At 48.4% G+C, this 23135-nt stretch carries 22 protein-coding genes; 14 read left to right on the forward strand and 8 right to left on the reverse strand.

Annotation, left to right across the window (positions count from 1 at the left end):
* Nucleotides 1–164: 164 nt before the first annotated feature.
* The gene (locus tag Undi14_RS03190; RefSeq protein WP_234030380.1) at nucleotides 165–851 is read left to right on the forward strand and encodes a metallophosphoesterase; all 687 of its coding nucleotides are present in this window, start codon (nucleotides 165–167) and stop codon (nucleotides 849–851) included.
* 243 nt (nucleotides 852–1094) lie between these two features.
* Here the strand turns inward: Undi14_RS03190 and Undi14_RS03195 are convergent, their stop codons facing one another.
* Nucleotides 1095–1295 carry a hypothetical protein gene (locus tag Undi14_RS03195; RefSeq protein ID WP_200177873.1) on the reverse strand — a complete coding sequence of 67 codons (201 nt, stop codon included), beginning with the start codon at nucleotides 1293–1295 and terminating at the stop codon, nucleotides 1095–1097.
* A gap of 18 nt (nucleotides 1296–1313) precedes the next feature.
* On the opposite strand from Undi14_RS03195, the gene Undi14_RS03200 reads away from it, so the two are divergent.
* The 10 genes from Undi14_RS03200 to pssA all read left to right on the forward strand — a co-directional run bounded on the left by Undi14_RS03200 (nucleotide 1314) and on the right by pssA (nucleotide 13210).
* Nucleotides 1314–5288, forward strand: a complete 3975-nt coding sequence (locus Undi14_RS03200; protein WP_200177874.1) for an FAD/FMN-binding oxidoreductase — start codon at nucleotides 1314–1316, stop codon at nucleotides 5286–5288.
* A gap of 3 nt (nucleotides 5289–5291) precedes the next feature.
* On the forward strand, nucleotides 5292–5738 hold the full coding sequence (locus Undi14_RS03205) for an HIT family protein (protein WP_200177875.1): 447 nt from the start codon (nucleotides 5292–5294) through the stop codon (nucleotides 5736–5738).
* A gap of 9 nt (nucleotides 5739–5747) precedes the next feature.
* Nucleotides 5748–6167 (forward strand): gamma-butyrobetaine hydroxylase-like domain-containing protein, encoded by a 420-nt coding sequence (locus Undi14_RS03210; protein ID WP_200177876.1) that lies wholly within the window; start codon nucleotides 5748–5750, stop codon nucleotides 6165–6167.
* A 259-nt stretch (nucleotides 6168–6426) separates the two neighbouring features.
* Entirely contained in the window at nucleotides 6427–6924 is a 498-nt protein-coding gene (locus Undi14_RS03215; RefSeq protein WP_200177877.1) for a TonB family protein, read from the forward strand.
* Between the two features lie 191 nt (nucleotides 6925–7115).
* Nucleotides 7116–7850, forward strand: coding sequence for a bifunctional demethylmenaquinone methyltransferase/2-methoxy-6-polyprenyl-1,4-benzoquinol methylase UbiE (ubiE, locus tag Undi14_RS03220; RefSeq protein ID WP_186884731.1), 735 nt, complete (start codon nucleotides 7116–7118; stop codon nucleotides 7848–7850).
* A 30-nt stretch (nucleotides 7851–7880) separates the two neighbouring features.
* Nucleotides 7881–8810: a Tim44 domain-containing protein gene (locus tag Undi14_RS03225; protein WP_200177878.1), complete on the forward strand. Its 930-nt coding sequence runs from the start codon at nucleotides 7881–7883 to the stop codon at nucleotides 8808–8810.
* A 201-nt stretch (nucleotides 8811–9011) separates the two neighbouring features.
* Nucleotides 9012–9584, forward strand: coding sequence for an SCP2 domain-containing protein (locus Undi14_RS03230; protein ID WP_200177879.1), 573 nt, complete (start codon nucleotides 9012–9014; stop codon nucleotides 9582–9584).
* Nucleotides 9581–11146 carry a ubiquinone biosynthesis regulatory protein kinase UbiB gene (ubiB, locus tag Undi14_RS03235; protein ID WP_200177880.1) on the forward strand — a complete coding sequence of 522 codons (1566 nt, stop codon included), beginning with the start codon at nucleotides 9581–9583 and terminating at the stop codon, nucleotides 11144–11146. Before Undi14_RS03230 ends, ubiB begins: the two co-directional genes overlap by 4 nt.
* A 3-nt stretch (nucleotides 11147–11149) precedes the next feature.
* A complete protein-coding gene (locus Undi14_RS03240; protein ID WP_200177881.1) occupies nucleotides 11150–11776 on the forward strand; it encodes a methyltransferase domain-containing protein in 627 nt (208 codons plus the stop codon).
* A 63-nt stretch (nucleotides 11777–11839) separates the two neighbouring features.
* A complete protein-coding gene (gene pssA, locus Undi14_RS03245; RefSeq protein WP_200177882.1) occupies nucleotides 11840–13210 on the forward strand; it encodes a CDP-diacylglycerol--serine O-phosphatidyltransferase in 1371 nt (456 codons plus the stop codon).
* A 3-nt stretch (nucleotides 13211–13213) separates the two neighbouring features.
* On the opposite strand, the gene Undi14_RS03250 is transcribed toward pssA, so the two are convergent.
* A complete protein-coding gene (locus tag Undi14_RS03250) occupies nucleotides 13214–14032 on the reverse strand; it encodes an ABC transporter substrate-binding protein (protein WP_200177883.1) in 819 nt (272 codons plus the stop codon).
* Between the two features lie 152 nt (nucleotides 14033–14184).
* The gene (locus Undi14_RS03255; protein ID WP_200177884.1) at nucleotides 14185–15336 is read right to left on the reverse strand and encodes a GNAT family N-acetyltransferase; all 1152 of its coding nucleotides are present in this window, start codon (nucleotides 15334–15336) and stop codon (nucleotides 14185–14187) included.
* A gap of 323 nt (nucleotides 15337–15659) precedes the next feature.
* Here Undi14_RS03255 and Undi14_RS03260 point away from each other — a divergent pair, with 323 nt between their 5' ends.
* Nucleotides 15660–15800, forward strand: coding sequence for a DUF3149 domain-containing protein (locus Undi14_RS03260; protein WP_186884739.1), 141 nt, complete (start codon nucleotides 15660–15662; stop codon nucleotides 15798–15800).
* Between the two features lie 56 nt (nucleotides 15801–15856).
* Here Undi14_RS03260 and Undi14_RS03265 read toward each other — a convergent pair whose 3' ends face one another.
* The 3 genes from Undi14_RS03265 to Undi14_RS03275 form a co-directional block, all read right to left on the reverse strand.
* Nucleotides 15857–16561, reverse strand: a complete 705-nt coding sequence (locus tag Undi14_RS03265) for an ABC transporter substrate-binding protein (RefSeq protein ID WP_200177885.1) — start codon at nucleotides 16559–16561, stop codon at nucleotides 15857–15859.
* A gap of 272 nt (nucleotides 16562–16833) precedes the next feature.
* Nucleotides 16834–18294 (reverse strand): hypothetical protein, encoded by a 1461-nt coding sequence (locus Undi14_RS03270; RefSeq protein WP_200177886.1) that lies wholly within the window; start codon nucleotides 18292–18294, stop codon nucleotides 16834–16836.
* A gap of 430 nt (nucleotides 18295–18724) precedes the next feature.
* Nucleotides 18725–19054, reverse strand: coding sequence for a single-stranded DNA-binding protein (locus tag Undi14_RS03275; protein WP_370589874.1), 330 nt, complete (start codon nucleotides 19052–19054; stop codon nucleotides 18725–18727).
* A gap of 319 nt (nucleotides 19055–19373) precedes the next feature.
* Between Undi14_RS03275 and Undi14_RS03280 the strand changes: the two genes are divergently transcribed.
* Nucleotides 19374–20615, forward strand: a complete 1242-nt coding sequence (locus Undi14_RS03280; RefSeq protein WP_200177887.1) for a hypothetical protein — start codon at nucleotides 19374–19376, stop codon at nucleotides 20613–20615.
* 104 nt (nucleotides 20616–20719) lie between these two features.
* Nucleotides 20720–21046, forward strand: coding sequence for a phage tail protein (locus Undi14_RS03285; protein ID WP_234030381.1), 327 nt, complete (start codon nucleotides 20720–20722; stop codon nucleotides 21044–21046).
* A gap of 184 nt (nucleotides 21047–21230) precedes the next feature.
* Here the strand turns inward: Undi14_RS03285 and Undi14_RS03290 are convergent, their stop codons facing one another.
* Both Undi14_RS03290 and Undi14_RS03295 read right to left on the reverse strand, forming a co-directional pair.
* The gene (locus Undi14_RS03290; protein ID WP_200177888.1) at nucleotides 21231–21560 is read right to left on the reverse strand and encodes a DUF2322 family protein; all 330 of its coding nucleotides are present in this window, start codon (nucleotides 21558–21560) and stop codon (nucleotides 21231–21233) included.
* A gap of 374 nt (nucleotides 21561–21934) precedes the next feature.
* The gene (locus Undi14_RS03295) at nucleotides 21935–23071 is read right to left on the reverse strand and encodes an OmpA family protein (RefSeq protein WP_234030382.1); all 1137 of its coding nucleotides are present in this window, start codon (nucleotides 23069–23071) and stop codon (nucleotides 21935–21937) included.
* Nucleotides 23072–23135 lie beyond the last annotated feature (64 nt).

Genomic DNA, 23135 nt, shown 5'->3' on the forward strand with positions numbered 1-23135 from the left:
GTAAATATTACACATGGTGGCGTCGCGCAGGCGAGAAACTCGAAGCCTTTTTTTATCAGGAATGCTGGGCTGCAAGAATAGCCTATTCTTTAAAGTTCCAAGGGACTTTACATATCGACCGGCGGAATTTTTACCTGCCTGTGGCAAAGGAATTCGATTGCAAGTTGGCATTTATTTCCGATTTGCATGCCGGCCCATTGACCGATGTACGCTTGTTGGAAAAAGCATTGTTGTCCGTCGCAGAATTTGAACCCGATGTTATTTTGTTTGGCGGTGATTATGTGTCCTTGGAGTCGCGGCATATGCGACATTTGTTAAAGCCTCTCACTTTACTCAATCCTTCTACTCCTAAGTTTGCTGTTCTTGGCAATCATGATTTATGGCTGAGTGATCAACATATCGTCGAATGCCTGCAGCACGCTGGTGTCGATGTGCTAGTCAACCAAAACAGACGTTTATCTCTACCATATGCCGATATTTCTGTTTGCGGGCTGGATGAACCAGGTGTTGGCATGCCGGACGCTGAGCAGACTTTTGCTGGTGCTTGCGATGTTCGCTTGTTGCTTATGCATTCGCCCCTGGGACTTCGGCATGTCAATGATCATGACTTTGCAATCGCTTTTTGTGGTCACACGCATGGCGGCCAAATTGCTATGCCATCCGGTAAGCCCTTCGTTTTGCCGCCAGGTTCGGGCGAACGTCGCTTTGCCCACGGTGTTTTTGCTTTACCAGATCAACGCCAACTGCTGACTAGTCGAGGCATTGGTATGAGTGACTTGCCGATACGCTTATTCGCGCCATCCGAAGTGCATTTATGCCATTTGTCCTCTGTCTACGATCAACCAGTTTAATAAGAGTCAATTGATCAGTAACTGAACGATATAAGCAAGGCATAACATGTCATGATTGCAATATGGCATAAAACGTGACTATGCTATTCAGATGAATCTACTTAACTAACTGAAGAGGGATGGCAATCTGACGATTACAGCTCAGGCCGACATACCTTACAAGTGACTTCGTTTAAAGTTGATATGATTAAAAATGGTCAAATTTTTCCACTAGTGAATTTGGTGTGACGACTAAATTTTCATTTATTTCACCAGAAATTCTACTTCTGGCGAAATAAACTTTGGTGAATAGCCACAAAACAGGCCCATAGCCGTACAAACTTCAAGGCTGTTGCCGCGTGGTGCATCGCAATAAGTTAGAATAAGCCTTTGAGAAACCTCAGACGGATGTAAGGCATTGAGCTGGCGGTGGTTTGCCGGCAGTTTGATTGCGTTGTCTGTCATCGCCAAACCACGCCATACATGAACGCTCCAGTCCAGATACCTCACCTGCATGCCGAGTCGCCGCAGGGCGCTTCGCCTACCCGTGTCCGGGAAATCCCTTATAACTACACATCATTTTCTGATCGTGAGATTGTGATCCGCCTGCTTGGTGAAGACGCCTGGCAGTTGCTCGATAAATTGCGTGGCAAACGCCAGACCGGACGATCCGCCCGCATGTTGTACGAAGTGTTAGGCGATATCTGGGTAGTACGTCGTAATCCGTATTTGCAAGACGATATGCTGGATAACCCCAAGCGCCGTCAGGATCTGATCGATGCACTGAACCATCGTCTGGGCGAAGTGGAAAAGCGCCGTTTGAACACTGCGAACGATGACGATGCGGAGCGCAGCAACAGTGTGGAAACGCTGGTGCAGGCGGCTCGTAAAGCTGTCGCCGATTTTTCGCAGGAATTCCGTGACACCTATGATTTACGTAAAAAGGCGAATAAGCTGTTATCGCGCTACACCGCCAAAGACAATATTAAGTTTGATGGCCTGAGCCGTGTTTCCCACGTCACCGACGCCACCGACTGGCGTGTTGAGTACCCGTTTGTGGTACTGACTCCGGACACGGAAGATGAAATGGCCGGGTTGGTCAAAAGCTGTATTGAGCTTGGATTAACGATCATTCCACGCGGCGGCGGTACGGGTTATACCGGTGGCGCTATTCCGCTGACCCCTTTATCTGCGGTGATTAATACTGAAAAACTGGAACAGCTTGGTGCGGTCGAAATGACGCGCTTGCCAGGTGTGGATCGTGACTATGCAACGATTTATTCCGGTGCTGGTGTCGTTACCAAGCGTGTATCGGACGCGGCAGAAAAAGCTGGCTTTGTCTTTGCGGTTGATCCGACTTCTGCCGAGGCTTCCTGCGTCGGCGGTAACGTCGCGATGAATGCGGGGGGCAAGAAAGCGGTGTTGTGGGGAACGGCATTAGACAATCTCGCGTCATGGAAAATGGTCGATCCGAATGGCGACTGGCTGGAAGTAACCCGTCTGGAACACAATCTCGGCAAAATTCATGATGTCGAAGTCGCGAAGTTCCGGCTCGAATGGCGACATCCCAGCGAAAAACAACCGTTCAAAACCGAACAGCTTGATATCAAGGGTCGTGTTTTCCGCAAAGAAGGTCTGGGTAAAGACGTCACCGATAAATTTTTGGCCGGTTTGCCCGGCGTGCAGAAAGAGGGCTGCGATGGTCTGATCACGTCGGCACGCTGGATATTGCACAAGATGCCGAAATTTGCCCGCACTGTTTGTCTGGAATTTTTTGGACAGGCACGCGACGCTATTCCGAGTATTGTTGAGATTAAAGATTATCTCGATGGCGAAACCAGAAAAGGCGGCGCTATCCTTGCCGGGCTTGAACATCTGGACGAACGTTATCTGCGCGCGGTGGGTTACACCACGAAATCGAAACGCGGCGTGCTGCCTAAGATGGCCTTGTTCGGCGACATCGTTGGTGATGATGAAAATGCGGTAGCACAGGCGGCATCTGAAGTTGTGCGCATGGCGAATACGCGGGTTGGTGAAGGTTTTGTTGCAGTCAGCCCCGAAGCGCGTAAAAAATTCTGGCTGGATCGTGCTAAAACAGCGGCGATTTCCAAGCATACGAATGCGTTCAAAATCAATGAAGACGTGGTCATTCCGCTCAATCGTATGGGCGAATACACAGATGGCATTGAGCGTATCAATATCGAGCTTTCGATACAAAACAAACTCGCCTTAGTCGCCGCGCTGCAGGATTTTTTTGCAAAAGGTAATCTGCCATTAGGTAAAAGTGAAGACGTTGATGGCGACGATATTCCTGCGACCGAATTGCTGGAAGATCGGGTTCATCAGACCGAAGCCTTGCTGGATGCAACGCATGCCCGCTGGACCTATGTGCTGAATAATCTCGACAAACCGCTGATCGACGCAAAAGCTGAATTGATAGCACTGGGTCTCGATAAACTGGCTTTTGTGTTTGATGAGCGTTTGCAGCGTCAGCCTGACGCCACCGTGTTTTCTATCGTGCAGGACAGAACAGTCCGTATTTCATGGAAGACGGAAATACGCGCGCAATTGCGCCAGATTTTCAGCGGCGCGGCATTCAAACTCATCCTCGATGAGTGCGTTGCTTTGCATAAAAAAATATTGCGTAGCCGCGTGTTCGTCGCCTTGCACATGCATGCCGGTGATGGCAATGTGCATACCAATTTACCGGTGAATTCAGACGATTATGAAATGCTGCAGGTCGCACATCATGCGGTTGCCCGCATCATGGTGCTGGCGCGCTCGCTGAATGGCGTGATCTCCGGCGAACATGGTATCGGCATTACCAAACTGGAATTCCTGACCGAAGATGAGATCAAAGATTTCCGCGCCTACAAATTACGGATTGATCCTGAAGGCCGCTTCAATAAAGGCAAGCTGCTGAACCTGCCGGATTTTGCTGCCGATCTGAGGAACGCTTACACACCGTCGTTTGGCCTGATGGGACATGAATCGCTGATCATGCAGCAAAGCGATATCGGGGCGATTGCGAATAGTGTGAAAGACTGTCTGCGTTGCGGCAAGTGCAAACCGGTTTGTGCCACGCATGTACCGCGCGCCAATCTGCTGTATTCACCACGTAACAAAATTCTGGCGACATCCTTGCTGGTTGAGGCTTTTCTGTACGAAGAGCAAACCCGTCGCGGCGTATCGATCAAACACTGGGAAGAATTTGAAGATGTCGCAGATCATTGCACCGTCTGCCATAAATGCGTGAACCCGTGTCCGGTCGATATCGACTTTGGTGATGTGTCGATGAACATGCGTAATCTGTTGCGGAAGATGGGGAAAAAATCCTTTAATCCCGGTTCGGCTGCAACGATGTTCTTTTTGAATGCGACTGATCCGGCAACGATCAATGCGACGCGCCAGGTCATGATAGGTTGGGGTTACAAAGCACAGCGTTTCGGTCATGATTTGCTGAAGAAATTTGCGAAAAAGCAAACCCGTATGCCGCCGGCGACTGTTGGCAAAGCGCCCATTAAAGAGCAGGTGATTCACTTCATCAATAAAAAGATGCCGGGCAATCTGCCGAAGAAAACCGCGCGAGCTTTGCTTGATATTGAAGACGATAAAATCATCCCGATTATTCGCGATCCGCAGACAACGACCTCAGATACGGAAGCCGTATTTTATTTCCCCGGTTGTGGTTCTGAGCGTTTGTTCTCGCAGGTAGGGCTGGCTACGCAGGCGATGTTGTGGAGTGTCGGTGTGCAGACGGTATTGCCTCCGGGTTATCTCTGCTGTGGCTATCCGCAGCGCGGCAGCGGTCAGTTTGATAAAGCAGAAAAGATGATGACGGATAACCGCGTGTTATTCCATCGTATGGCGAATACGCTGAATTATCTGGATATCAAAACCGTCGTTGTGTCTTGTGGGACTTGCTACGACCAGCTCGAAACCTATGAGTTTGAAAAAATCTTCCCGGGTTGCCGCATCATTGATATTCATGAATATCTGATGGAAAAAGGCGTCAGGCTTGAAGGTGTCACAGGTACGCGTTACATGTATCACGAACCTTGCCATAATCCGATGAAGTTGCAGGAATCGGTGAAAACGGTGAATACGCTGATTACGACTGAGGGTAATGTCAAGATCGAAAAAAGTGAGCGTTGCTGTGGCGAGTCTGGTTCGCTGGCGATTGCCCGCCCGGATATCTCTACGCAAGTACGTTTCCGCAAAGAAGAGGAAATGCGTAAGGGTGCAGATAAATTGCGGGCAGACGGTTTTCATGGCGATGTGAAAATCCTCACTTCATGCCCTTCGTGTTTGCAAGGTTTATCCCGTTATAACGACGATTCCGACACGACAGCTGATTACATCGTCGTCGAGATGGCTCGTCATTTGTTGGGTGAGAACTGGCTTCCCGAGTATGTGGCAAGAGCGAATAACGGCGGTATTGAGAGAGTATTGGTATAAACGATGAGCACCTTAATCAATCTTGACGTCCCTCCTTGTGAATTATGCGAGGTGGATGGTGGCGAACTCATCGTTAAAACAGATAAGTTGCGCGTTGTCTTAGTGGATGATGCGAATTATCCGGGTTTTTGCCGCGTGATCTGGAATGCTCATGCGAAAGAAATGACCGATTTATCGGTAGAGGATCGTTCTGCCATCATGCAGGCGGTATGCAAAGTAGAGCAGGCGATTCGTGATGTCATGGCACCACAGAAAATCAATCTGGCAAGTCTGGGGAATATGGTTCCGCATTTGCATTGGCATGTCATCCCGCGTTACACCGATGACCTGCATTTTCCTGATCCCATATGGGCATCAGAAAAAAAGACCGCTGTTGATGCGGCTGCATTGAATGCGCGTCGTGCGCTGCTGCCGGCATTACGTACAGCGCTTGTTTCCCGTTTTTATTAGGCAGAAATAATGAGTAACAGTAAGCCACAACCAACATCCCTGTACGCGCGCACCCAATCGAAGGTGCTGGAAATTTCTTTCGACGACGGTAAAGAATATTCTTTACCGTTCGAACTGTTAAGGGTGTATTCGCCATCAGCGGAGGTGCGGGGACACGGCGCGGGACAAGAAACGCTGCAAACCGGTAAGCGAGAAGTAAGCCTGGTCGCGCTGGAACCCGTTGGTAATTATGCTGTCAAGCCAGTATTTTCTGACGAACATAGCTCAGGAATATTTTCGTGGGATTACTTATATTGGCTGGGCGAGAATCAGGCACAGCTCTGGCAGGACTATCTGGCACGCTTGCAGGAAGCCGGGCATCCGGGGGAAACCGGCAGGGATGTGCCGATGACGGTAAAGTCCGGCAGCGCTTGCGGCCACCATCATTAGTCGGACTGACGCAAAACCGTCCCAGCGGCGTTATGACTCCTGGCCGTACTATTCGTACTGTCTTCGTCGCCATGCCTTGCCGGGGCAATTTTGCGTCAGTCCTGATTAGAAATTGCGTCTTCGTGACGCATTTTTTACTTTTGCTTACGATAAAAATTTGGCTATTGCTAAACCTGGCAGTAAGGTGATTCTTCAATCTGATTCTGGTATTCCGAATCTTTTTTGCTGCATCAACATCAATACCCAGGGAGCGATAAGTATGAAAATACGCACACTGAGCATGGCCGCCGTCTGCGCGCTGGCCGCTTGTTCTACGAATGAAACAAGACACAGCCCGGGTACCGCTATCAACGGGACACCGTCTGGCAAAACGACGCAGGAAAGCGTGCTGATTCCGGCGGCATCAGCGTCTCGCACTGTCGATGCGTACAAGGCGGAAGTGGCGCACCGTATCAGCCACCTGCACCGGCAGCAGGTTTATTCTGAAAACCCTCAGCCATTATTACGTTCAGTCGTCGTTGTGCGTTATTCAGTTAATGCAGATGGCAGCTTGATCAACGCCCAGATTCAGCGCAGCAATAAAGATCATGAGACGGAAAAGACTGCTCTGGCGAGTCTGAAAAATAGTGCGCCACTCCCTAAACCGCATCCGCAGTTGTTGCGCAGCGGGCGCCTTGAAGTGTCGGAAACATGGTTATTTAACGATGACGGACGCTTTCAGATCCGCAGCATTGCATTGCCGCAGCGTGCCGGATAAAAATTCCTTCGGGAAAAGCTGGCATTCCTGAGTCGCGGCGGATCAGGCCTTTGTTTAAGCGCCCCCGCTGGTTTTGATTGCATTCTCCGCCTTCTGACTAAGGTCAGGCCGGCTAGCCTTTTTCAGCCAATCTGCTGCCAAGCCAGTCTCAGTTCCCCTATAATGCGACTTCGTATAGGAGCCTTGAGATCATGAGTAATACTACCCATTTCGGTTATACCACTGTCGAAGAAGACCAGAAGGTGCATAAAGTTGCCGAGGTATTTCATTCGGTGGCCGCGAAATACGACATCATGAATGACGTGATGTCCGCCGGTCTGCACCGTATCTGGAAAATGTTCACTATTGCACAGGCAGGTGTACGTCCTGGATTCAAGGTGCTGGATATTGCCGGTGGCACTGGCGATCTGACGAAAGAATTTGTCAAACAAGCTGGCAAGACCGGTGAAGTCTGGCACACGGATATCAACGAATCCATGCTACGGGTTGGCCGGGATCGCCTCTTGAATAAAGGCCTGATCACCCCCACGTTACTTTGTGACGCAGAAAAACTGCCATTTCCGGATAATTATTTTGATCGCGTCACGGTGGCTTTCGGTTTGCGCAATATGACACATAAAGATCAGGCTTTAGCCGAGATGCAGCGTGTGTTAAAGCCGGGTGGTAAATTGCTGGTGCTGGAATTTTCTAAAGTGCCGGAAATTTTACAAAAGCCCTACGATTTATATTCATTCAATTTTTTGCCATGGATGGGGCAAAAAATTGCGGGTGATGCGGACAGTTACAGGTATCTGGCAGAATCGATACGCATGCACCCTGATCAGGAAACGCTGAAAGGTATGATGGAAACGGCGGGTCTTGAAAAAGTGCAGTACTTTAATTTGACGGCAGGTGTGGCCGCATTACACACTGGTATTAAACTTTAAATCGCTGACGAAGCAAAAGGAGTGACATCAATGAAGAAATTTTTACTCGCCATGGTGATGGTTGCCAGCACATTCGCAATGACGATGCATGATGCCGACGCCAAACGTCTGGGCAGTGGTGGTTCTATCGGTCGCCAGTCAAGCAATGTCTCGCGTCAGGCGACGCCACCGTCGAATACCAATAATGCCAATCAGGCCCGGCCAGCACAGGCTCCGGCCGCAGCGCCTGCACCAGCGATTCCACCTAAACCAGCAAGCCCATGGAAAGGCATCGTTGGGGGGCTGATCGGCGGTGCATTGTTGGGTGCAGCGTTGTCGCACTTCGGACTGGGTGGCGCGATGGCCAGCATGTTAGGGTCTTTGCTGACATTTGCGCTGATCGCGTTTGCGATTTTCTTTGTTATCCGTTTGTTCCGCGGCAATAAAGCGAATACGAATGCACCTTCGGCATTTGCTCCGCCGGCTTATGCGGGTGTGCCTTCCTCTGCGACGCCAGAAATTGGTTCGCGTCTGGAGCCGCAGGCATATCAATCTGGTTCTTCTTCGTCCGCAGCACCAGCCGCAGCACCAGCCGCAGCAAGCTGGGGTATTCCTGCTGATTTTGATGTGCCTGCTTTCCTGCGTAGCGCGAAAACTTATTTCATTCGTTTGCAGGCTGCATGGGATAAAGCTGATATCAATGATTTGTGTGAGTTCACGACACCTGAAATGTATGCAGAGCTGAAACTGGAAATTCAGGAACGTGGCGCAACTGCCAACGTGACGGATGTCGTATCGATTGATGCTGAATTGCTGGGTATAGAAAACATCGGCAATGATCATCTGGCAAGCGTTAAATTTACAGGCATGATCAAAGAAGCCGCCAATGCGCCGGCAGAAGCTTTTGCCGAGGTCTGGAACTTGTCTAAACCTGTGAATGGTCAGGGCGGTTGGGTACTCGCAGGTATTCAGCAATTATGATGTCAACAGGACTTAGCCTGATTCGTATAAGTCCTGATGCAGATCGAACATAACAGGCTGCATAAGCTGTTAAACTAAAGACCGCCCGTCATTTTGTCGGGCGGTTTTTTATTAAGAATGACACAGATTGATCCGCCGGGATCTTGTTTCGACAAAGTAGCTGCTTATTGCACAAACCTGAGTCAGTCTTTTCTCAACGATATGATTTCAACTGCTCCCTTCATTAATCATTTGCTGGCACAGGAAACCTGGGCCAGAAATAAGCTCCTGCCACATGCTGGAAAAATCGCCTGTATTGATCTGCATGCATTTCAATTGCGCCTGAAAGTCGGTGTTGACGGATACCTTGAATCTGCTGATGCGCAGGCGTCTCCCGATGTGACTATCCGTGCCAGACTGAGCGATTTGCCATTGATGGCGCAGAATCGTGAACGTGCATTTTCTTATGTCAAGATTGAAGGAGATGCTGATTTTGCAAATACGATTTCCCACTTGAGTCAGGAATTAAAATGGGAAGCCGAAGCCGATTTAAGTAAAATATTTGGTGATATCGCTGCGGTTCGTATGGTCGGTGGCGCTAAATCGATGCTCAAAACCGCACAGCAGACGCATCTTAAAATTCAGGAAAATCTGGCGGAATATTTTCTCGAAGAAACCCCCATGTTGGTTCGTCCGGTCGCAGTGCAGGGCTTTGCTACAGAAGTGAATAAAACTCGTGATGATGTCGAGCGTCTCATCAAGCGCATCGAGAAACTCGAAAGGACGCGCAGATGATATTGAAGTTTTTACGGCTCTTTAAAATTATTCGCGTGACGTTACGTTACGGGATTGATGAAATCGCCATATCCGGTCTTAAAGTCCCGCGTACTGCACGCCTGATAGAGACGCTGCTGTTCTGGCGCGATTTATCGGCTCCCCGTGGGGAACGCTTACGTAAGGCTTTGGAAGACCTGGGACCGATTTTTGTGAAACTGGGGCAGGTACTTTCGACCCGGCGTGATCTGATGCCTCCTGACATCGCAGATGAACTGGCGAAGTTACAGGATCGTGTACCTTCGTTTGATCCTGATCTGGCGATAGCGCAGATTACCAAGTCATTAGGCGCGCATCCGGATACATTGTTTGCGAGTTTTGAACGCATTCCTGTGGCATCGGCATCAATTGCTCAGGTGCATTTTGCTACGCTGAAAGATGGTCGCGAAGTCGCAGTGAAAGTGCTGCGTCCCGGCATGAAGGACACGATCGATAAAGATGTTGCACTGATGCAGGTAGCCGCCGGATGGCTGGAAGCTTTATGGGCAGATGGCAAGCGTCTCAAGGCAAAAGAAGTGGTCGGTGAGTTTGATAAATACTTGCATGATGAACTCGATTTGATGCGGGAAGCCGCGAACGGCAGCCAGTTACGGCGGAATTTTCAGAATTCTGATTTGTTGCTGGTACCGGAAATGTATTGGGATTACTGCTCTTCATCCGTGATCGTCATGGAACGCATGAATGGCATACCGATTTCGCAAATCGATAAATTACAGGCGGCGGGTGTCGATCTGGCGAAATTATCACGCGACGGCGTCACGATTTTCTTTACACAGATTTTTCGCGACGGTTTTTTCCATGCGGATATGCATCCGGGGAATATTCTGGTTTCGACTGATCCTACCACTTTCGGGCGCTATATTGCGCTCGATTTCGGTATCGTCGGCACTTTGAATGATTTTGATAAAGACTATCTTTCGCAAAATTTTCTGGCATTTTTCCAACGTGACTATAAACGTGTAGCCGAAGCGCATATCGAATCTGGCTGGGCGCCTAAGGATACGCGGGTAGATGAGCTGGAAGCGGCCGTCCGCGCCTGTTGTGAGCCGATTTTCGATAGACCGCTGAAGGATATTTCCTTTGGTCAGGTGTTGTTGCGTTTGTTTCAAACATCGCGCCGTTTCAATGTTGAAGTCCAGCCTCAGCTTGTTTTATTGCAAAAGACTTTGTTGAATATTGAAGGTCTCGGACGTCAACTCGATCCTGAGCTGGACTTATGGAAAACTGCTAAACCGTATCTTGAGCGTTGGATGAATGAGCAAGTGGGCTGGCGCGGGTTGATTGATAAATTGAAAGCGGAAGCGCCACGTTACAGTCACATCTTCCCGCAATTGCCGCGGCTTGCGCATCAGGCTCTGAGCCGGGCTGGCGAACAAAATAATAGTAATGAAATGCTTGCTGCATTATTGTCGGAGCAGCGCAGCACCAATACTTTGCTGAAAGTTATTATTTACTTCGGCGGTGGTTTGTTCGCCGGTGTCATCGCGGCGCAGCTATTACTTCATTTTTATTTTATCGGCTGAGTCATGGCAGATTTTGTCAGCAGAGATCCGAATAATTCATGTTTTTGGGACGAGCGTTTCAGCAAAAATTTTACGCCTTGGGATAAAGGGGCGGTTCCTCAGGACTTACGCGATTTTGTGCTGACAGCCACCGGCAAAATGCGAACGCTGATACCAGGATGCGGTAACGGTTACGAAGCGGCTTTTCTGGCGCAGGCTGGCTGGGACGTGACTGCAATCGACTTCTCACCGGCAGCAGTGAAAAGTGCGCAGATGGCGATAGGCGAGTGGTCCCGCCATGTCGTTGAAGCGGATTTTTTTGAATATCAACCCGCACAGCCGCCGGAGTTGATTTACGAGCGCGCATTCTTCTGTGCCTTACCGCCGGAGCGGCGACAGGATATCGTCCAGCGCTGGGCTGAACTTCTGCCTACCGGTGCTTTGCTGGCAGGATACTTTTTCTTTGATACGAATGCTGACGCGAGCAAGAAAGGCCCGCCTTTTCCTATATCGGATCAGGTCTGGCAAGAGTTAATGGCGCCTCATTTCACGTTATTGACAGATCGGGCTGTGAACGACTCGATCGCCGTATTCGAAGGCCGTGAGCGTTGGCAGATCTGGCAGCGGAGTCACGCGACGAATGGCCAGTAATCCTTTTTTAGCGATGATCTTCGGTGCTACTATCAGCACGTGTCTTATTTGTGATACCCACTTATGCGCTATCTGAATCCCCGTTTGAGCACTGAGCAGTTACCCGCAATTCCGTTGCAGGCGGAGGCGGTCAGAACTTTATTTGGTGCGGCTGCATACCGGGTCGAATTGTTGAAACAGATTGCCAGTGCAAAACACAGAATTTATCTGTGCAGTTTATATGTGCAAAATGATGAGGCGGGCGCCGAAGTCATGGAGGCTTTGTATGCTGCTAAAGCCGCACGCCCATCATTGGACATTGCGGTATTGGTGGATTGGCATCGCGCGCAACGTGGTTTGATCGGAGAGCGCAGGCAGGCAGGGCAACAAACCGGAAATGCCGCCTGGTATCAAAAACTAAGTCTGGCGCATGCTGCAGGCGTACCAGTGTATGGTATTCCGGTACAGACCAGCGAGTTGTTTGGTGTTTTGCACCTTAAAGGTTTTGTGATTGATGATGTGGTGATTTACAGCGGCGCCAGTATTAATAACGTGTATCTGCATAAGCAAGATAAATACCGGCACGACCGTTATTTACTGATCCAGAATTCTGTATTGGCGACCACGATGGTCGATTTTATACGTCAGCACTTGCTGTTAGCCTCAGCGGTACATCGCCTCGATAAGCCGGAAATTCCTGCCACACGTAGCATTCGTAATGACATTCGCCGCTTTCGCGAGCAGTTAAAAAAGGCACGCTATCAATTCAATGAAAAATTTGTAGGACAGTATTCAGAGACGCCACCAGCACTGAGTGTGACGCCATTGGTTGGTGTTGGTAAAAATAATCCACTGAATAAAGCGATATGTCAGTTGCTTGCGGCGAGTAAGACGCAGATTATCATCTGTACCCCTTATTTCAATTTTCCCCGTGCTGTGACCAGAGAAGTGAATCGCGCGCTGAAACGCGGAGTGAGCGTTGATATCATCGTCGGCGATAAAGTTGCGAATGATTTTTTTATTCCACCGGAGCAGCCTTTTAAAGTCATTTCGGCTCTCCCTTATCTTTATGAGGTCAACCTCAGGCGTTTCGCCAAAGCGCATCAGCTTGATATCCAAAAAAATCGGCTCAGATTACGCCTTTGGAAAGACGGGGAGAATACCTATCATCTGAAAGGATTGTGGATAGATCAGTGTTACGCACTGATGACCGGAAATAATCTGAATCCCAGGGCATTCCGTCTTGATTTGGAAAATGCGCTGTTAATCCATGATCCGCGGCAAGAGTTACTGGCACAAAGAAATGCAGAGCTGGCGAGCATCGTTGAGCATACGACGCTGATCAGCGATTATCGTTCTTTGGAGAAGGTAAAAGATTATCCGGAACCAGTCCGGAAATTACTGACACGCCTGAGTACCATCAGACTGGATCGCTTGGCTTACCGGGTGCTGTAGAAGTTAAGGTTGTGTTGGCGGCGAGGTATGAATGACTTGCATGGGCGGGACTTCGTCAGGCAACCATTTATGATAGATTTTTGCGAAGCTACCGTCTTTCTTGATGGCGCGTAATGCATCTTCCCATATCTTAATAGTCGAGGCTGGCGTCTTAGCGGAAAACGCCAGATATAGCTCCAGTGCATCAAACACCATGACAGGCTCAACATCATCGCTGGAATAGCCTATGTCTTTCAGAATCGAGGGTACAACAACGCTGCCTTCCACCCATAAGTCAAAACGTTTGGCCATCAGCATATTTGCGATGACCAGAGGTGATACGGCCAGTTCCAGATTGAAAAAACCTTTTTTACGTGCTGTGTCGGCAAAAATACTGGAGCGATAAGCACCGACTTTCAGTTTGCGGATAGCGTCTCCCTGACGCAGCAAATTTGCCGCATTTCCTTTACGGGTGTACAGCGTGATGTAGGAGATCGCAACCGGACCCACCAGGTGCATGAGTTTTTCGCGTTCTTCCGAGCGTCCTACCGTGAAAAGTAAAACGTTAGACTCATCCAGTAAGGCTTTGTATCCTCTTGCAAATGGCACCACCTGAATGGCTTGTGTATTCCCTGTTTTTGCTTGTATTGCCTTGACGACTTCTACCGCCATACCTTCTGCTTTCGTATCGTTGCCGAAAGAAATCGGGGGCCAGTTTTCAGTCAGGATCTGTAACTCTTGTGCATCAGACAAAGAACAGAAAAATAACAGGCATATCGCTACGAATGTGCGACAGCGGGTAGTGATTGGTGGGCGGCAGCAAATGCGGAGCATGATCATCATCAGCGGCAAATTGTTGGCAAATTGGAGTGAACAACAAAATGAGTGCACACATATTGCCAATGTAAACCGTTTACACAGTCAGAGCCAGAGGATTTCAGGTAATCACTGTGAATGTAACACATCGTCACAATGATTCTTTTTTACCATCTGTATCAGCCTGGCTTGTCTTCGTTGGCAGAGCTGAGTTGAGATCTCTGATTATTTCTGATTTTTCTCAAGCGGAAAATCTGCTTTCCGACAAACCTGCGCCACGCACTGTTTTTGACGCATTGATATTCAACATAGTTAATCACAGTAGGACCCCAGCGGGTTTTGGATACATCCTCGCCAATTGACAGGTTCAGTCGTTGAATTTTTTGTCCGATTGCCCATTGGATTGCTTCTGCTACTAAGGTCGTCATGACGCTGTATTGCGCATAATCCAGATCGTAGCCTGAATAATATAAATAGAGTTCATCACCCATATTGAATGCCAGTCGCAGCGCGACGACTTTGCCATTCAACTCGAGACAAAACAAACACATGCGATCAGCAAAAGGCGTATCAAGCAAATTTTCCAGCAACGCCTTGTGTCGTGGATGAGAAAAATAATCAGGATGTTCTATCGTCTCTTTCGCTGACGCACGTGCACCATGCAGCGCATAAAACATCGGTAATTGTTGAACGATAGCGGTACGCCCTTGGAGAACGCGGAAATTCATGTCCAGACCGTCTCGTTTGGGTGAGTTGTAACAGCGACGCAGGGATTCTTTGATGTTGCGCTTTAACCCGGATTTAAAGTTATCCCAGTCTTCTCCCAGCGTCAGTACGAAGTTAGGAATAGTGCGGTCAGTCAGAGGAAAGAGCGACTTATTATTCTGGATGAAATGATCTGCGGGAGCTTTAGCTCCGATGATCTGAAACTCAGTGAGTCCGAAGGTCTCGCACCGAGTTAAATTTTCCCAGAGTTGCAGAACTTTCTCAGCATATTCCGGCAAGGTGAGGGGAACACGTAGTTCGGTCAGATTGGGGTCACCGCCGAAAGGCCGTACATAGCGATACAGGAAAAAACGATGCAAGCCTACATGCGTGTCCATCAGCGGCATTACTGCAACCAACTGATCGTTATCGTACACGGCACAAATAGCCAGTTCATGTTGATGAAAGAATGATTTGCCAGAAAAAACTTTCCACCACGCGCAGTTCCAGTCGTAGGTTTGGAACGGGAGCAGATAGTTTACTTTCGTCTCTAAAGCTCGCCATGCTGTCGCAAGAGCTTCGAAATCTTTTTCTTTGGTGATGATGATTTGTTTGAGGTTGTGCATCGAAGATAATTGTGGCGAGCTCACAGAAACTAAAATATTGCTTTGATTTAACTTTATCTGTTTGCCTGTTTGATAGGGTACGTTACAAACTGAAACAAGTAACTTATCCCATAAAAGTTATCTTTTTGCAAGGGAGAATGGCGAGTATCAATAAGCTCATCTTTAGATTGGCTGCTTAGATTTCTCTGGTTACCGTATTACCTTATCTTTCGTACACGTAAAGTGCTCTGAATCTGCCACGGTCGTCCCTTGATGCAAATCAACAGCAGGCGAGAGTAAGCATTCCATACTTCCTGCAGTAAAAACTTTAAAGGAGAACGGAAATGAAACTGTTAATCGACTTGTTTTCTACTGACTACGGCCTGATGAGTATTGCCGGAATCATTTTTATGATTTGCATGGGGATATTTTTTATTCGCTATTTCTTATCGCACATGCGTGAAGAAGAGCAGCAAGAACGATAAGCTGCTGATACCTATGAAATTGGTGACCTTGTGGTTTCGGTCACCTTGATTTTGTTTCAGTCGTTACGGTAATTATTCAGAATTGCGGCATATTCGCCACTTTGCCGTATTGCTTTCAGTCCTTTATTGAAGTGATCACGATGTTCACTTTTGTGGAAACCAAGCAAGCGTGGAGTCGGTTTAAATAAATGATGTACCGTATAACGGTTCGCTGCCTCTGTTTTGCCATGCAATAACCTCGCAAAATACAGGAAAGCTCGTAAATCCAGCAAGATAACGTCCCCCCGGCCAGCATCCAGCATCGGTACCTGAGAAGCCTGATCGCCTACTTCTGAATATGATCGATGGTTTTTAACTGCCATCGTAAATTCTGGGCCAAGCACTTTTTGCGCGTTGCTGAACGCCACGATTTTTTTGCCTGACAGATCAGATAGGGTATTGATCTGTAAGTGTTTATCACTCAGCGTGACAGCCACATTCTCAAATTCGAGGACAGTGTCTGAGAAAAAGATTTTCGCGTTATTCACCGGAATTCCGGCAAACCCCGCATCTGCAGTTCCCGCTTCCACCTCAGTTTCCATACGTTTGTTATTCGAGCGGATAAACCTGCACTGTATGCCTTGCGTGGCAAAGGCGCGGGTAACAATTTCCGGCACCAGACCCCGACGTGGATCGTCTTTGACATACGGGGGTAACGCTGAAACATGAAACAAGAGTTCCAGTGCTTGCGCTTCCCAGCTCGTCAGCAGACAACTTAGCAATACATATATCCGGAAAAACCTCATGTCAGCCCTTATCACCGTGCTAAATAAAGTCAACGATGTCGCACCAGTGGCATCGTCTTCACGATTTAATGTTGGCTGATTCTGATGTGTAATGCAACCTGGAAAGAAAATGTGGGGAGAATGCCACGCCGTTTGTCACGAAACTGTGGTGAGAGAGAGCTCAGATACTGTCTGCAACGGCACCAGCCTGCGTTCCTGCATCAAAACTGACGCTACCGCTACACAGGCTGGCACGGGCTTAAGCCGCTTTATTTAGCATTACCAGGAATCGACCATAAGAAATCTACTTGCAGAGTTCCCTTAAAGCGCGGATCGTTTAAACCAAGGTAGCGATCACCGGAATAATTTGGTGCAGTCGTAAGGTTTTTAGGATTGAAATTTGCGGCTGCGTGACAGCTCATACAGTTGGTTTGAACACCGACGTTATTGGCAACGCTTTGTCCCTTATATTTACCCGGAATGGAGTCGGGCAAATCACTCGGGCCAAATCCTGCTTCCAGATACGGGTTGTAGCAGTAAACGGATTCCCCGACATTTTTGCCGCCAGTTTCAGGTTGTGGTGGAGACAAGGTCTGATAGGCCGCACAATGCGCGTAATGGCGCGGTGCACCTTGCAGTGCGGCAGGGCGCAGTTTTGCTATCGCTGCTGAACTAGGTGCTGGCGGTAAATCGGGTGCTGGCGTCCACCAGAAACTTTGCCAGGTCCATTCTGTAATTTCACGGCTACCGACATGCATAGCGACGAGCACTGAATAATCACCGGCTGCGATACCTTTGAAATTCTCAGTCGATTTGTTCAGCAATTCTGCATTGGCAGCATCCACTTTAAAGTGAATAAAATTTTTCAGACCATATGTGTTTGCCGCTGTACGTGACGAACCATCGGCCGCACATTTGTTATCAACACCACCTGATAATTTCTCTGTGCCAGTATCCTGCGTATCTATCCAAACACATGTTTTCCAGTCGGAAGACGGAAATGGAACCGGAGTTTTTGGTGGTCCGGGCCAGACCGATAATTGAAAATATCTTCCCTGAACCAGACTCTTACTTTTTAAAGTCTGAAATACTGGTTTCAGCGAGAGGGATGGTGCAGGAAAAGCCGGAATGCTGGTCTCATTCGCTGCCAGCATTTTGTTTAATGCAGCGATGGAAAACAGATTATTCGCGCGGATATGCGCTGCGGCAATCGGATCATATTTGACAAAGCCGAGCACCGTTTCTTTTCCCTGGGTGGTCTTCAATAATCCGGCGTGGTTCAATTGATGAAATGGTGTGAGTACGTTGGGAACACGTGGCTTATTCATTAATGCTTGCGAACTGGCGGTCATAATATCGTCTGGCGTTTCCCAGGTTTCAAAGACGCGCAAAGGCTGCCCCTGATAGGTCTCGCCTGAATTGAGTGTCAGCGCCGTCCAGATACCCCATGCATGTTTTTGTATTTCAATTTGTCCTTTCGGAGATTTTGTCCAGGCAGTAATCGTGTCTGCTGCGACCGGGTAGGTATAACCGGGGATTTTAGGATCTGGTAGTGGAACCGGCTTAAAAGAGCTGACAATGACATTGGATTTGCCGCTATCCGCAGGCATCGTTTGTGCATGTAGCGTTTGACTGCTCAACAAGCCAGCGACCATCGTTGCTGAGCAGAAAATGCGTATCTGCCGAAGCTTGGTCTTATTGGAATGATCGAATTTCAGATGCGTTTTCATACCTTCTCCCTGTGATGTTACTGCGAACGACGTAAGGTTGATCTGAGGCTTGAAACGGAACCCGATAGCGTGGAACGTTGAATAACAGTGCCAACGGGGTTATTGCTTTTTTATCTTACTTTTTATGTAAGATTTTCAGTGTAGCTGGAATTGATGAAATAGCAAGTTAAATAGATTGATCGTTTCCCCATCGGGTATCCGGATGAGCCGCAGATGTTTTTCTGAAATCACATTTAACGGATGCATGACTCAAATGTCACGGACGCATGAGATTCCTGGTGCCGGTCAGAAGCACGCAGTTTTGTATATGCGGAGTTACTTATCGCCGGGAGAATACGGGGCAAGACCAGCGCGACGCGCGGTTGTCGGGATAACCTGATCTGCTTTTCAGCAGATCAATCGCACCGCGAAGGATGGCGCATCTGCTTACTCAGGCAGATGCCATTGATGGATAGGCGGTCAGAATCTGATGCGCAATCAGATCAATGGCGGGTCTGGGTTTTCCTTGCTTATCAACCCAGACTTTTGGTGTTAAAGCGCCGGACAACGAGACACTGTCGCCATCGTTCAGCGCAAGCAAGGCCTGCCGTACCTTGTCATTAAAGGCGATCACATTACACATGATTGTGTCACCGTCATCTGTCGCAGCACGCACCTTACAAGTCACATATGCTGAACCAGCTTGTCCGCTACGTTCTTCGGCGCTGCCGTACATGCGCCCGGCGATTAATCCATCTATCATCGTTTTTTCTTTTTTCATTCAGTCTGGTCTGTTACACCAGAGGATTCATTATGAGAAGCTGCTGTCCATCTTTCGGACTGCATCGCGGCTATTTGTATTAGCTTTGCCGCCACATCTTGTCTCGTCAATTTTTTGTCAGTCTCTTTTCTGTGCGAAACGAATTAAACGCCGGATGCGGGAATAAAGCAAATAAGCGACTCGTCAATCACATTCATACACGGTCGGTGCGGATGTGTGAACATCAAAAGTAAAATGCTTATACTTCAAGCCTGCGCAACGACGCTGGCGTGATATCGTCTCAGCTCTGCCTTCCACACTTACTTTTTTCTTAAACGCCATGACTCTGAATCAGATTGCGGAACACTACGTCAAACTCGTCCTTGCTGTAGGTCAGCATGACGCCGGTTATGTTGATGCCTATATCGGCCCGCCATCCTGGCAAACCGAAGCGCAACAGTCGCCAGCAACGTCTCTTTCAGACTTATTGGCGCAAGCTGATACCTTATTGCAGCAGGCAGATGCTTTGCCTACGCCACCGCAAGATCAGCTAGAGCGTCAGCAGTTTTTACTCTTGCAGTTACATGCAGTAAGAGCTTTTATTGCGCAACTGAATGGCAGCAAATTGCCATTCGATGCGGAATCGAAAGCCTTATACGATGCAGTATCCCCAGCGTTGACCAAAGCGGACCTCGACATCACGTTGGCAGAACTGGCGACACTTTTACCTGTGGAAATTCAGGGCAGCGATCTGAATGCGAGATTGTCTGCTTATAACAAAGCATTTGAAATTCCGCGCGATAAACTCGATGCCGTTTTCACTGCCGCGATTAATGAAGCGCGCGCCCGCACCAGACGCTATATCGCCTTGCCTGAGCATGAAAGTTTTCAGGTTGCCTATGTGACTGACAAAGTCTGGAGTGCGTATAACTGGTACAAGGGAAACAGCCACAGCCTGATCGAAGTCAACACCGATTTTCCTATGTTCATCAGCCGCGCGATTGATCTCGCCAGCCACGAAGCCTATCCCGGTCACCATGTCTTTAATGTGCTGATCGAAAATGAATTAGTGAAAGAAAAAGGCTGGATCGAATACGCGATTTATCCACTGTATTCACCGATGTCATTTCTTGCCGAAGGCAGTGCGAATTACGGTATCGAGGTCGCCTTTCCGCATGCAGAACGCATGCAGTTTGAACAGGAAGTTTTGTTCCCATTGGCCGGTATTGATCCCGCCAAAGCCGAACGCTATTACCAGATACAAGCCGTATTACAAAAGCTGTCGTATGCTGGCAATATGGTGGCGCAACAGTATCTTGATGGCGAAATAGATAAAGAACACGCGCTGGCAATGTTGATGAAATACAGCCTCTCGGATGCAGACCGTTCAGCGCAGCGGCTACGTTTTATTGAACATCTGCGTTCATATGTCATTAACTACAATCTTGGTCAGGATGTGGTGCAAGCCTACATAGAAAAACGCGCCGGAACAAATAATCAGGCGTTGCGCTGGCAGGTACTGACCGATCTGTTGCGTCGCCCGAAAAGCGCATCGATGATGACGGATTCTTTGTTAGCTTAAGCGAGCCCCATTGCTCTGTTTTAAACAGGGTGAAATGCATCTGGCTCAGAGCACTATCTCCCAATTTCTTCCTGAACTGTCAGTAATATTTGAAAGAGGTCACCATGAAAACATCAGGCACTATGACATCCAATACGTCCGGAATTCCAGGATTTATCCGTACTGAACCACCTGTCGGCAGTATCGTGGCATTTGCCGGAGATGTGACACAGAACATGATCGAGCCATCAGGCTGGATGGTATGCGATGGCAGAGTGCTGAACGTTGCGCAGTATCCCGTTTTATTTGCCGTGATCGGTTATCGCTTTGGTGGCAGTGACGGGCAATTTCATATTCCGCAGGCAGATGTTGCCAATATTTCTGCGGTGGGAGGCGCGGCTGAGACCAGACCCGCGAATGTCATGATTTCTCAGTTGATCAGATTTGCCTGACATTCGCTGAGAGTAATGCTCACTGCATTTTATTCACAGGATTTTGTTCTATCAAGAAAATCAGAAGCAAAACTCATCCCCTAATAAAAATGCGCCTCGCCAGCCATTAATGACTTGCGAGACGCATTTTTATTAGGGGATAGCCTGCGGCACATCAGCGCCGCCCATCGCCACTTCCTGTGTCTTATTGTGTAATCAGTTTGACCGCAAGAGACTGCGTACCAGCATGGTCAGCGGTATTGCTGATCAATGCCAGCAAGCGGTCGATATTCGGATGCTTGCCCGGAAACGTTTTGGCATCGGCGGTGTGCTCCGCATACAAGCGCAGCCCTTTTTCTGCCGCTGCGGCATTGATCTCGCCAAACTCCTGCGCCAGCGCATGATAGACACGCACACTGCCTGCCGTGCCAGGCTTGTTTTCCAGTCTGGCGATGAGTACATCACCATCAGATAATTCCAGCGCGGCGATATGGTTAATGCTGGGTAGGGTGGCTAAGACTTCACTGAATTGCATGGGGCTTCCTTCGATATAAATAAGCTGATCGAGCAGGCGAGTCACGAACAGCAATCTCGTCGGTCAATCTGAAAAAGCAGTATTCTAAAGCGTGATGAGATTTGATGTTTGCGTAAAAGTCCACAGCGAAAAAATGCAATGGCAATGAAGCTTGATGTGCTTAATTTCAAAATTAAATAGCCAGGTAAATTTTGTAAGTTGTTTACAAAATTTACCTGGCTATAACACTATCTGCAATTTCTCAGAACCAGGTCTGATGTCTGGAAGAATAGTCTTTGTACTTACTTCTCCATGTTTGACATGATTCAACGTCTGCTGAATCACGGAAAGTCTTGCATGCCGAAATATCTTACCAACTTAGCGCTGGTTTACAACTATCGCGAACCGACAACTTCGATTGTTACTCTGCGATTTTTTGCACGTCCTTCTTGTGTTTTGTTATCGGCAACCGGCTGTGTTTCTCCTTTGCCTTCGGTGTAGATCCGCGAAGCGTCTATGCCTTTCGTCACCAGATATGCTTTTACTGCTTCTGCCCGGCGAACCGATAGTTTCTGATTGTATTCTGGTGAGCCAATCGAATCAGTATGTCCAACAGTGATCATTACTTCTGTATTCATTCCCCGCAGCTTTTCTAACAAATCATCAATCGCAAGCCTGCCTTCGGTTTTGACCAGTGATCTGTCGAAATCAAACAAGGCTTCTGCACTGAACGTTATTTTTTCAGAGACCGGTTGCGGTGCTTGGGGCGGTGCCTGGCTGAGAACGACAGCCGCAGGTTCAGGAGTGCGGGCAATTGGCATTGGAGCGACGTTTGTCCGCACTGGTGGTTGAGCCGCAGTTTGCCCAAATTTGTACACCAGACTAACCGAGTAAAAGTCGATATCACCTCGGTTATGAACAGCATCATTCACGCGATATCTTTCGACCTCACCACGTACCGCGAGCGCTTCAGTCAATTTGTATTCCAGACCCACGCCAATTTTCGGATTCAGTTTTGTTTCCGTCGGATTTGGATCTGTCACAGCGAATAATCGATTACCCGTAAAGTGAACATTCGCCTTTGTATAGTTGCCACCAATACGACCCAACAGCGAAAAGCGTTCAGACAAAGGTAGCTGGCCAACCAGATCCAGATTCAGTCCCCGAAAGCTGGCAGAGCCATTGAGTGACCCTGCAGGCATCGCAGTTGCGTCAAAACCAAATTTACCTAAATCAAAGTAACCACCTTCGATCGCAAAATATCTGTTCATTTGCTTACCAAGCATTAACTTGTAGGCATCGTCACGATCACTGCCATTGAAAAGTACATTGGTGGCACCGTTCTCTGACAGGCTGCGAGTTAAACGATCCTTGTCTATGGTCGCTTTCGAACGTCCGATTCCAGCGCCGATGTACCATGCTGAGTCTGCCCAATCCGGGTTATTCCACGGTTCATCGGCAAGGGCGACTTGGCTTATAAACAGCATGCTGCACATGATGCTGAGTGGAATGGTTTTTTTTGAAAACATCATATCTTTCTCCTGGGGAACTGCTGAAATAAAAGTCAGTTCATAAACTTACAAGACGGAAGGGGGC

Origin of the sequence: Undibacterium sp. 14-3-2, from assembly GCF_016595265.1 — a bacterium.
Classification (GTDB): domain Bacteria; phylum Pseudomonadota; class Gammaproteobacteria; order Burkholderiales; family Burkholderiaceae_D; genus Undibacterium; species Undibacterium aquatile.